This is a genomic window from Actinomycetes bacterium (assembly GCA_036000965.1).
Classification (GTDB): Bacteria; Actinomycetota; CALGFH01; order CALGFH01; family CALGFH01; genus DASYUT01.
In genome coordinates this window covers 1-11,102 of record DASYUT010000005.1, presented here as the reverse complement: position 1 = coordinate 11,102, position 11,102 = coordinate 1, and the positions used below count along the sequence as shown (strand labels likewise).

The 11,102-nt window shown below is 71.3% G+C and carries 11 protein-coding genes and 2 pseudogenes; 4 read left to right on the top strand and 9 right to left on the bottom strand.

Annotated elements, in window-relative coordinates:
• Positions 1-769: 769 nt before the first annotated feature.
• The 5 genes from VG276_00155 to VG276_00135 form a co-directional block, all read right to left on the bottom strand.
• Entirely contained in the window at positions 770-1,213 is a 444-nt protein-coding gene (locus tag VG276_00155) for a hypothetical protein (GenBank protein ID HEV8647838.1), read from the bottom strand.
• 282 nt (positions 1,214-1,495) lie between these two features.
• On the bottom strand, positions 1,496-2,473 hold the full coding sequence (locus VG276_00150) for a transporter (protein ID HEV8647837.1): 978 nt from the start codon (positions 2,471-2,473) through the stop codon (positions 1,496-1,498).
• Entirely contained in the window at positions 2,474-3,361 is an 888-nt protein-coding gene (locus VG276_00145) for an ABC transporter ATP-binding protein (protein HEV8647836.1), read from the bottom strand.
• Entirely contained in the window at positions 3,358-3,753 is a 396-nt protein-coding gene (locus VG276_00140; protein ID HEV8647835.1) for a GntR family transcriptional regulator, read from the bottom strand. Before VG276_00140 ends, VG276_00145 begins: the two co-directional genes overlap by 4 nt.
• A gap of 70 nt (positions 3,754-3,823) precedes the next feature.
• Positions 3,824-4,471 carry an NAD(P)H-binding protein gene (locus tag VG276_00135; GenBank protein ID HEV8647834.1) on the bottom strand — a complete coding sequence of 216 codons (648 nt, stop codon included), beginning with the start codon at positions 4,469-4,471 and terminating at the stop codon, positions 3,824-3,826.
• A 13-nt stretch (positions 4,472-4,484) separates the two neighbouring features.
• Between VG276_00135 and VG276_00130 the strand changes: the two are divergent.
• Positions 4,485-4,765, top strand: a pseudogene (locus tag VG276_00130) (sigma factor).
• Positions 4,766-4,928: 163 nt separating this feature from the next.
• Positions 4,929-5,606, top strand: a complete 678-nt coding sequence (locus VG276_00125) for an alpha/beta hydrolase (protein ID HEV8647833.1) — start codon at positions 4,929-4,931, stop codon at positions 5,604-5,606.
• Positions 5,607-5,897: 291 nt separating this feature from the next.
• On the opposite strand, the pseudogene VG276_00120 reads toward VG276_00125, so the two are convergent.
• The 4 genes and pseudogenes from VG276_00120 to VG276_00105 form a co-directional block, all read right to left on the bottom strand.
• Positions 5,898-6,182: pseudogene (locus tag VG276_00120) on the bottom strand (ABC transporter ATP-binding protein).
• A 379-nt stretch (positions 6,183-6,561) separates the two neighbouring features.
• Positions 6,562-7,605 carry an ABC transporter ATP-binding protein gene (locus VG276_00115; GenBank protein ID HEV8647832.1) on the bottom strand — a complete coding sequence of 348 codons (1,044 nt, stop codon included), beginning with the start codon at positions 7,603-7,605 and terminating at the stop codon, positions 6,562-6,564.
• 156 nt (positions 7,606-7,761) lie between these two features.
• The gene (locus tag VG276_00110) at positions 7,762-8,268 is read right to left on the bottom strand and encodes a hypothetical protein (GenBank protein ID HEV8647831.1); all 507 of its coding nucleotides are present in this window, start codon (positions 8,266-8,268) and stop codon (positions 7,762-7,764) included.
• A 204-nt stretch (positions 8,269-8,472) separates the two neighbouring features.
• Positions 8,473-8,832, bottom strand: a complete 360-nt coding sequence (locus VG276_00105; GenBank protein ID HEV8647830.1) for a nitroreductase/quinone reductase family protein — start codon at positions 8,830-8,832, stop codon at positions 8,473-8,475.
• A gap of 471 nt (positions 8,833-9,303) precedes the next feature.
• Between VG276_00105 and VG276_00100 the strand changes: the two genes are divergently transcribed.
• Both VG276_00100 and VG276_00095 read left to right on the top strand, forming a co-directional pair.
• Complete coding sequence (locus VG276_00100; GenBank protein ID HEV8647829.1) at positions 9,304-9,930, top strand: hypothetical protein; 627 nt, start codon at positions 9,304-9,306, stop codon at positions 9,928-9,930.
• A 456-nt stretch (positions 9,931-10,386) separates the two neighbouring features.
• A partial coding sequence (locus tag VG276_00095; protein HEV8647828.1) for a hypothetical protein occupies positions 10,387-11,102 on the top strand: 716 nt, incomplete at its 3' end.

Genomic DNA, 11,102 nt, shown 5'->3' with positions numbered 1-11,102 from the left:
CTCGCCACCACCCACCGGGTCCTGGCCGAGGTCACCGAACGCGCCAACCGCCTCCGCGACGAACCCTGAAGTTCCCCGCCCGGCTGCCGCCACACTGCGGCAGCCGCGGCCACGCGCTGACCGGCAGACCGTGAGTGAGCGGACACGGCCGCGTCGAGCTGCGCACGCGCAAGGCCGGCACGGTCGGCGGGTTGGGGTTCCCGCATGCCGCGCAGGTCATCCAGGTCACCCGCAAGACCCGCGACCTTGGCGCCCGGCGCTGGCGGACCATGACCGTGTACGCCGTCACCAGCCGCACCCACCACCAGGCCAGCCCTGCCCGGCTCGCTGACCTCATCCGCGGGCACTGGGCGATCGAGAACGGCCTGCACTGGGTCCGCGACGTCACCTTCGACGAGGACGCCTCCCAGGGTCCGCACCGGCACCGGCCCGCACATCATGGCCGGCCTGCGCAAGCTGGTCATCGGCGTGCGCAGCCGGGCTGGCAGCCAACGGGCACACCCCGATCGAGGTCTACCCGCATGCCGGTTTCAGGATCCTCGCCGGCCGGGTCCTACCTAAGAAGAGCACCTTCGCGGGTGTCCGAGAACGGATTGCACTCCTGCGTGCGCAGGTGGTTGTGGCCGAGTGGATGCAGTTGTGGTCACACGACGCACTCGACGCGGCGCTGGCCGCCCTCCTTGCCCTCCGGGCGCACGACGGCACAGCCACCCCAGTTGGCTGCAGCCACGACGGCTCGGCCATCTGGGTCGCTCGGCCCCTGGCGAAATCAACCGCCCTCGCCCTGGAGATGGCCGGCGCGGTGGGCCGGCCGGCGCCGCAGCGCCGTGACGGCCGTCCCGAGGACGACCGCGGCCAGCGACACGGTCGCGGCGGCGTGGAAACCGTCCAGCAGCGCCTGCGGCGATCCGTCGGGTCCGGTGGCGGCGTTGTTGACGGCGGTCACGACGGCGAGCACGAGCGCGCCGCCGAATTGGAACGAGGTGGTCACCAGCCCACCGGCGAGCCCCTGCTCCTGGGGCGAGACGCCGTTGGTTCCGGCGATGTTGAGCGGTCCGTAGGCCAGGCCGAACCCGAGGCCCACCAGCAGGAAGGTCGCGAGCATGGCAGGCGCGTAGCTGGAGTTGAGGCCGATGGGCAGGAAGAGGGCATAGGCGACGACGTGCGAGCTGAGCCCGGCGAGGATCACCCGCTTGACGCCGAAGCGCGCCACCAGCGGTGCGACCCATGGTGTGATCGCGACGACCACGACGCCGGCGGGGAAGCCACCGACCCGTGACCGCCTTGTGCAAGCTGCCCTCGAGCTGTTCTACGCGGAGGGCTACGGCGTCTCTATCGATGCCATCACCGACTCGCGGAAGCCGTCAACGCGCTGTACAAGGCCGAACTGATCGGTCGCCGGAGCGGCACGCCCACATCCTGCTCGTGTCCTCCACCCTGCCTGCGCGCTGATCTGCTCCAAATCGCTGAACCCGTCGAAGGGATGAAGCACCTCCTATCCGGTCCGTCGGTGGACCAGCCAGACCGCGACGGCAAGCAGGACCGCCGCGAGGGCGACCAGCAGCCCGGCCTCGATCAGCTGGAAGCTCCAGAACCGGTCCCCGGGCTGGTACACCTCGAGGCTGCGGATGCCGTTCTGTTGGAGATAGGCGAGCTGGCTGATGTCGGCATCGCGGGCCGCCCGCAGCACCGCGCTTTCCTGCGCCAGGGTGAGCCGGTGACCCGCGCCGTCGATCAAGCCGCTGTCGAGGATCCAGTCCCGGCCCGCGCCCAGCGCGCCCCGCCCAGCGGTCGTCTTCGCCGGGGCTGCGCCCGGGTCGAAGGTGCGGGCCAGCGGGGCGAGGAATCGGGGGCGCCCCACCACCTCCAGCGGGAGCCGCACGATCCAGTAGCCGAAGAACGTCAGTGCCATAGCGGGGATCGTTCGGCGCGCGAGGGTGCCGGCGAGGGTTCCCAGCGCGAAGGCGAACACCGCCGAGGCGGTAGGTACCACGCCTTCGAAGTTGTAGGCGGCGCCGTCGAACCGCCCCTGGATGCCGTCAAGGGGCCCGCGCCACCAGGTGAGCAAGGCGGTGAACCCGACCGTGAGGACGGTGACCGCGGCGGTCAGCAGGGCGAGCTTGACGGCAAGCCACCGCCCGCGGGTGACGCCTTGCGCCCACGCCAGCCGCCAGGTGCCGTGCTCCAGCTCCCGGCCGAGCAGCGGGGCGCCGATGAACACCCCTGCCAGGGCGGGCAGCACAGTGAGCAAGGTGAGCAGATCACCCAGGCCGACATAGCGCCCGGTGAACTGCTCCAGGAGCAGATCGCAGTCCGCTGCTGCGTCGCCGGCCACGCAGGCTGCCACGCCCTGGCCGGTGTAGGCGGCGTGCATCGGCAGCCCGGTGACCACCAGCACGGCGCCGAGCGCCGCAAGCAGCACCAGCCCGCCGAGGACCTCCGCCCGGTGCTGCCGCCAGGTCAGCCACAGCATCTAGCTGTCGGCCTCCCTCGCGGCGGCGGGTTCTGGCTGTTCGAGATAGGCCAGGACGAGCTCTTCCAGGGACACGTCATGGGCCTGCCAGCGCGGGTGGAGCTCTGTCCCGCCATTGGTCCTGACCAGCAGGTTGGTATGCCGCCTCCCGCTGGTCGCGCGCAGCAGCCCCGGGATGGCGGCAAGCTCGTCATCGGTGCAGCGCGGGCCGACCAGCAGCCGATGGCCGGCGAGCAGGTCGTCGATGTCGGCCGCCAGCCGGATGCGGCCGCTGCGCAGCAGGATCAGGTGGTCGCACACGCGCTCCAGCTCGGCGATGACATTCGATGACAGCAGCACGGTCAGGCCGTCGGCGGCGACCGCGTCCATGAGCGCGCGCAGAAAGTCGCGGCGGGCCAGCGGATCCAGGTTCGCGACGGGCTCGTCCAACACCAGCAGCCTGGGCCGCTTGGCCAGCGCCAGCGTCAGCGCGACCTGGACCTGCTGGCCCCCCGACAGCCTGCCGGCGCGGCGGGCCAGCGGAATGCCCAGCGCATCCAGGCGCCGTTCGGCCAACCCCTGATCCCAGCCGGCGTTGAGGTTGCGTCCCAGGTGGAGCAGGTCGGCGACGGTGAAGCTGCGGTAGAGCGGATGCTCCTGGGCGACGAAGCCCACCTGGGCCCGCAGGGTGGCTCCCGCCCGGTCGACCGGCTCACCGAACACCTCCACGGTCCCCTCCGTCGGCTTGCTCAGGCCCACGGCCAGGTGCAACAGCGTGGTCTTGCCGGCGCCGTTGGGGCCGACCAGCGCGACGACGCGGCCCTGGGGAAGCGTCAGCGTGCAGTCCCGCAACGCCCACGTCTTGGCGTAGCGCTTGGCCAGCCGCTCGGTGCGCAGCGCCACCGTCACGCGACACCCTCCGCGCCTGCGGCCTCGTCCAGCACGCTCGCCATCACCGCGGCCACCCGCTGCTGGTCGAGCCCTGCGGCGTGGGCCTCGCGGACCCAGCGGCGCAGTGCGTGGCGCAGCCGGGCGTAGGTCGCGGGATCGACCCCGGCGATCGTGGTCTGGACGAAGGTGCCCTGTCCTGAGCGGGCGGCCACCAGGCCCTCCCGCTCCAGCTCCCGGTACGCCTTGGCGACGGTGTTGGGGTTGATCGCCAGATCGGCTGCGACCTCCCTCACGGTCGGCAGCTGGTCGCCCGGCTGCAGATAGCCCAACAGGACGGCCTGCTTGACCTGACCGACGAGCTGCAGGTAGGTCGGAACCCCCGAGCGCGCATCCAGCCGAAACGCGAACACGGCGCCTCCTCACGTCCGCTTGTACTAGTATCCTAGTACACTGGCATGGGCTGAGCCAAGAGGAAACGCGTCAGGACGTCGAGTCGAGCCACTCCTCGAACGTGGGGCCGGCGAGGATGGCGCCCGGGCCGGGAAGCAGGGCACCGCTCTCGTAGAGCTCGCGGTCCGGGTCGGCCGGGTCGCTCACGCCCTCGATCTTCAACGGGTGACCGCGCCGGGAGGCGAGCAGCATCGCCATCTCGACGAGGCTCTCCTCCCGCGGGCCGGCGACCTCCGAGAACGGTGCCCCGGCCGATCCCGGTTCGGTGGCCAGGTCGGCGAGTGCCTCGGCGACGGCCCTGGCCGCGACGAGCTGTGTGCACATCCTCGGCACGTAGCTCACCTCGCCCTGCGTGCCCCACTCCACGAGCTGCGCGACGAACTCGTGGAACTGCGCCGCGCGCAGCACACGCACCGGGATCGGGCCCGACAGCATGACCCGCTCGTGTGCGGTCTTCGCGGCGTTGTAGCCCGCGGTGAACCGGTCGCACCCGATGATGGACACCACGACCATCCGCCGCACGCCGGCGCGCTCGCCGGCCTCCTGCAGGTTCCGGGCCGCGGCGGTGAAGAACGCCGTGGCCGCCTCCTCTTCGGGCGAGGGCCCAGTGGCCGCGTCAATGACGCACTCAACGTCTGCCAATGCCGCGGTGAGGCCGTTCCCGGTGATTACGTCCACCCCCCGTGAACGCGAGGCCGACGACGCCGTGCAGGAGGCCTGGCTCCGATTCAGCCGCGCCGAGCCGAGCGGCGTCGCCAACCTCGGCGGCTGGCTGACCACGGGGGTCGCGCGGGTGTGCCTGAACATGCTGCGCGCGCGCACCTCGCGGCGCGAGGAGCCCCTGGGCGTGCACCTGCCCACCCGGTCGTGCGTCGCCAGGACGGGACCGACCCCGAGCAGCAGGCGCTGCTGGCCGAGGGGGTCGGGCTGGCGCTGCTGGTGGTCCTGGACACGCTGGCGCCCGCCGATCGGAGGGTGTGGTATTCCGGCTCGACCGGCTGAGTGACCAGCCAGGAGGCGGGCCGGATGTTCGACCAGCGTTTCTGTCGTTAGCCTGAACGACGCGTGTGACTCTGTGGCCAGGCCCGTGGCGAGCTCGCCGACCGCCTCGTTCACTACGGGAGGATCGCTAACTATGAACACATATGTGTTGGTCCACGGCGCCGCAGACAGCGCGTGGTATTGGCACCTGCTGGAGGCGGAGCTGCGCAACCGGGGCCACGACGTGGTGGCCCCGGACCTGCCGTGCGACGACGACTCGGCCGGGCTGTTGGAGTACGCCGACACGGTGGTCGACGCCATCGGCGGTCGCACCGATCTGGTCGTGGTGGCCCAGTCGTTCGGCGGGTTCACCGCACCGCTGGTGTGCGAGCGGGTGCCGGTGGACCTGCTGGTGCTGCTGGCGGGGATGATCCCACTGCCAGGTGAGCCGCCGGGCGACTGGTGGGCCAACACCGGTTACGAACAGGCGAGGCGCGAGCAGGACGAGCGCGACGCCCGAGCACCAGACGACATGATCGCCTTGTTTCTTCACGATGTCCCACTGGACCTGGCGGCCGAGGCGCTGAAGCGGGGGCGGGATCAGTCCGCCACCCCGTTTGAGCAGCCGTGGCCGCTCCGGGCGTGGCCAGAGGTACCGACGAGGTTCCTGCTGTGTCGCGACGACCGCTTCTTTCCGGCTCAGTTCATGCGCCGGGTGGTGCGGGAACGTCTGGGCATCATCCCTGATGAGATGGACGGCAGCCACTGCGTTGCCCTCAGCCGTCCCAAGGAGCTGGCAGACCGTCTGGAGGCGTACTGGGCCGAACGGTAGGAACGGAGCGGGGTGCCGACACTTCTTCGGCACCCCGCTGGCTGGACCGCACCGGCGTGCCCTGGCGCGACGGTACTGTTGCATCTGGTGATCAGCTTCCTCGATGTCCTCCCCTAGAGAGTTCCTGAACGCCACGGATGATATTCGGGATCGGCAGTCTTGAGTGATTCTCACGGCCCTCTCGCGGGGCACAGGCTCCACTCAGCGACTCGTCGGTGACCCCCTTCGCTCAGATGCAACAGTGCCCCCTGGGGCGACGCGGTCGGCACCATGCCCGTCAGCGCAGACGCGTCAGTGGGCTCCCGTCGCTGCGGGTTTGTCGCGCCAGGAGCGCCACAGCGCGGCGTAGGCGCCGTCCGCGGCCACCAGCTCTTCGTGGGTGCCCAGTTCGGTGATGCGCCCGTCCTCGACGACGGCGACCCGGTCGGCGTCGTGCGCGGTCTGCAGGCGGTGCGCGATCGCCACGACCGTCCGGTCGGCCAGCACGGCCGAGAGCGACCGCTCCAGGTGCCGTGCCGCGCGCGGGTCGAGCAGCGAGGTGGCCTCGTCGAGCACCAGGGTGTGGGGGTCGGCGACACGAGGCGCGCGAGCGCGACCTGCTGCGCCCGTGCCGGCCCGCTCGACCGTGCCGAGCGGCAGCGCGAGCACGCGGTCGAGGAACTCCTCACGCAGCTCGGCCAGGACCCGCTCGCCCAGGACGTACGACGCCATCTGTGCGGCGCGCACCAGCACGACCTGGGCGACGAGCGCCGCCAGTACCGCGAGCGCGACCCGGTCGACATGCCCGATGGTGGTGCCACGGCCGACCGCGTCGACGATCGCGCCGAGCTGGCCAGCCCGGCGAGCGTGGCGGCGGCGTGCAGGCCGATCACGCCGGCCAGCGCGCCCCGGTGACGGCGTGCGAGCCCCACGGCGTGAGCGCGCACCTGCGCCGTCGTCGCGACGGGCAGCGTGCTCATGCCTCCTCCCCTCGGGTCACGACCGCGCGGTAGCGCGGTTCGGTGTGCATCAGGTCATCGTGGGTCCCCTCGGCGACGACGCGGCCGTCGACCACGAGGGCGACCCGGTCGGCGCGGTCGAGCAGCAGCGGGCTGGTGGTGCACACGACGGTGGTACGGCCGCTGCGCAGCACGCCGAGCCGGTCGGCGATGCGTGCCTCGGTGTGGGCGTCGACCGCGCTGGTCGGCTCGTCGAGCACGAGGATCTCCGGGTCGGCGACGAGCGCGCGGGCCAGCACGAGCCGCTGACGCTGCCCACCCGAGAACGACCGGCCGCGCTCCTCGACCTCGGTTGCCAGTCCGTCGGGCAGCGCTTCGAGGACGTCCTCGGCCGCTGCCGCGTGCACCGCCGCCAGCACCTGCCGGGCAGACGCCGTACCGGTCGGATCGAGCTCGTCGGCGAGCCGTCCGGTGAACAGCCGCGGCTCGCGCTCGCTGACCAGCACCCGGCGGCGTACGGTCTCGAGCGGCAGGTCGGGCAGGGCGACGCCGCCGAGCGTGACGCCGTCACCGTCGGCGAACCTGCCGAGGCGGTCGGTGATCGCCGTGGCCTCCTCAGGGACGGCAGTGACGATCGCGAAGAGCTCGCCAGCGTAGACGGTGAGCCCGCTCGTGCCGTCCACCAGGGCGGCCGCGCTCGGCGGCTCGGCGGCCGACGACCCGGATACCAGCTCGGGTTGCAGCGACAGCACGCGGACGGCCCGCCCAGCCGCGACGAGCACGCGCGTGATCTTGTCGGCGGCCTCAGTGGCGGTACGGACGGGTACCACCAGGAACGCCGCGTAGCCGTAGAAGGCGACCAGCTCGCCCACGCTGATCCGTCCGGAGACCGCGAGGCGTGCGCCGAGCCAGGTGACCACGACGACGAACAGGCCCGGCAATGCGACCTGGGCGGCGTCCAGCAGCGACTGCACCCTGCTGGCCGCCACGCCTGCTGCACGCACCTCCTGGGACGCGACGGCGTAGCGCCGGGGAGAACTCCGCCTCGCCGCCGATGCCACGCAGTACCCGTAGGCCGCTCACCGTGTCGGCGCCGACGGTCGTCAGCGCTCCGACCAGCTCACGACAGCGTGCCTGCCGGTCATGCAGGGGCCGCAGCAGCGGGCTGATCGCGGCCGACACCAGCGGCACCCCGACCAGGACCACGAGCCCCAGCGTCATGGACGTGCGAAGCATGAGCACCGCAACCAGACCGAACGAGACGACGGCGCCAGACAGGCGCGCGGTGATGTCCATGAGGCCGCGATGCGCTCGACATCGTGCGAGCCGACGCTGACGACCTCGCCGGTGGAGATGCGGCGGGGCAGCGAGCCACCCAGGCGGACGGCGTGTCGCACCAGCAGCTGCTGCACGCGATAGGCCGCTGTCAGCCAGTTCGTCACCGCAACCCGATGCCGCAGGATGCCGGCGACCGCGCCGACCACCCCGACGGCGAGGACAAGGCCGGACCAGCGCAGCAACGCCCCGATGTCGTGTTCGGCGACGCCGAGGTCGATCGCTCGTCCGACGAGAGTCGGCGTCACCGCCTGCGCCCCCATCCACAGCACGCCGAACGCCGTGCCGGCCGCGAGCGTGCCAACCTGCCCACGAGCGACCCACAGCAGGAGGCGGGTCGGCGACCGCAGGTCGGGCGTGCCGGGATCGGCCAGAGGTAATTCGCGCATAACCGTCCGAACGTACGGGGTGGGACGACGCGAGGAAAGCGAGTTTCGCCCGCTCGAGCAGGGGATGCGTCGGTCAGCTGCGATTGAAATCGAGGGTTCGAGCACAAGATCTGCAATCTGGTGCACCCGAGCTCAACTGGTTCTCGCTGTCCAGGGTCCGCGATTGAATCCCGAGGCTCGAGTGCCAGAGCCTCCAGACCTTGGCTAGCTCGGGTCGAGACGCAGCGTCGCGCCGGCGGCTGGCTCCTCGAGAAGCGGCTGCACGTACGGGCTGCCCGAGTACTTGGTCGCGTAGGCGCGGGTGACCTCGGCGAGCGTGCGGGCGTCGGCAACCGGCTCGGCGTGCACCGGATGCAGGTGCCCGGCATCCCGCACCTCACCGTCGGGATTGGCGCGCAGCCGTCGATACCAGCCGCCCTTGGGGCCGCGCACCGAACGCACGAACAGGTTGTCGCCGACCTGCACGACCCACACCGGGGTGGACCCGGTGGAGCCGTCCGGGCGTCGGAAGCCGATGCTGATCTCCTCCACGTCCGCGAGATGCTGCAACGGGTTCCCTGTCATCGTGCCACCTCCCGCGACCGGGGCGTCCCGGTCGGCCCACCTGGCTAACCGGTGCCTCGACGAGGCAACCACGGCGCGGACTGTACTCCGCCCTCCGGCGCTGAGGTCGACGACCAGACCAAGCGCTGCACCGCCTCAGCGGCTGGGGGCAAGCAGGGGAGGTCGCGTCGGAGGGGCGCCTGGGAAGGGTCGGGCAGGTCATTCCGTTGGTCATTCCACCTGGTGTTACTCGACCCGACAGGAGCGCACCGACTGGACGACCCACCTGACCTGAGCTGCAGGGACGACACGCGGCAGCACGCGGTGGACGGTCGCCCGCTGGCTGTAACCAGCAGGTTGGGGGTTCGAGTCCCCCCGCCAGCTCCAAAAACCGCAAGTTAAAGGCCTCAGCACTTGCCTTGCTTGTTCCGCTGTCATTCCCACGCATACTGCTGTTGCACCGGTAGGGCGTGGTCGGGGAGGATGAGGCTGGTGCGTTGGCGGGGATGGGGGCTGGTACTGGCGGTCCTGGCCGCGCTCGCCGGGCTGGCGGCAGCCGGGCGGCTGCTGGACGTTCCCGAGGATCGGCGGTCGGTCGCGCGGCCCGCGCCGTCGACGGCACCCATCCAGCTGGTCACCGTCGTGACGTTGCCGCCGCCGGCGATCCCCGAGGCGCTGCGGCGGCCGCTGCGGCTGCCCAGCCTCCGGCGGGACGGCTCCTGCCCGGCCACACCCGCGGCCGGCCCGCCGATGACTCGGGCCAACCCCGTGGCGGCCGTCGCCCTGGGCGACGGGCCGGTGTACCCGGTGCTGTTCAGGGCCGCCGTTGACGGTCGGCTGGACCGGACCTCGGTGGTGTACTGGGACGCCCCCAAGCCACTCGGCGGCGTGGTCATCGTCCGTGGCCACCGGCTGGGTGCACCCAGGGACCCGATCCGCTTCCAGGACGACAAGCAGGAGCTGGGCCTGATCCACGTGCTCGACCCGGCAACGGCCCATCCGGCCGGCAGCGAGGGCCTCTGGTGGCGAACGACCCTGCTCCGCGCCGGCGCCGGCTGCTACGGACTCCAGATCGACGGCCCCGGGTTCAGCCAGGTGCTGGTGGTCGAGTTCCGCTAGCTAGGAGGACGATCCGACGGGACCGTTCTGGATCCGTCTGCACCGACGGCGCACCCAACCTGAGCAGGGCAGATCCGTCTGGACCCGACCAGTCGGACGACAACCACCAGTCCACGGATCCGGCGGTTGGGGTTCGGCGACGAAAGAGCCACGCGCTGCTCGCCCCAGCCGAACGAGAAGTAGGGGACGACGTTGGCGACCAGGGGGCTGCGACCGCGAGGTGCCTCCACGCAGCCATGCCGCAGCCTGGTCGCCCATACCCACCAACATCGGCTTACGGTCGCGCTGCCTCCACCGAACCCGGTTCGGCATGCCTCGCTCTTGCCCGTATTGGCTTCCCCAGGGTCTACGTCGTACTTGACCCGAGATCGGAGGCGACATAGCCTCCGTCGGCCAAGTCCACCTTGAGCCCGGATTGGCTGCCCCCAGGCAATCTCTCACTTGAGGCGATCTCGAATGTCGAACACTCGTCGGCGCCTGGCCTGGATCGGGTCCGCGGTCGCGCTCACCATCGCTGTCCAGCTCCTCCACGGCGCACCGCCCGCCAAGGCGGCCCCACCGAGCACCACGGCCACGACCGCTGGTCCCACCTCGACCTCCAACGGCCGCACGGCACCCTCCCCCGCCGCGCCGGACTGCAACGACGTGCTGGCCGGGGGCGAGAAGGGCTCGCTCAGCAAGACCCTCGTCGGGGGGGACGAGCAGGCAGCCTTCGAGGTGTTCAGGATGCAGACGGATCGGCCCGCCGGGGTCTACCACGTGGTGGACTGCATCAGAGCCGACCAGGTCTTCCCCAACCCAGCCGTCATCACCACGGTGGACCTCGGCGACGTCCGGGTCTCCGGCACGGCGACCTTCCGCGTGAACATCCCCGGAAGCGCTGTGCCAGGCTCCGATGTCTGTGACCGCTTCGTGGTGTCCGGTCGCGCAGGGGACGCGCCGTTCACCGACATCAGCAACCAGGTGTGCTCGATCCACTCGTCATGCCTGGGCTTTGGTCCAGGGACCTGCCCGCCGAGCCCACCCACGACCGGGGGCGTGGCGTCCACCACACCGCGTCGCGGCACCCTGCCGTTCACCGGCAGCGCCACATGGCCGCTGCTGCTCACGGCTGCCGCCCTGCTCGGCCTGGGCTTTGCGAGCCTCGTGGTCGCCCGCTGGCGTCACGACAA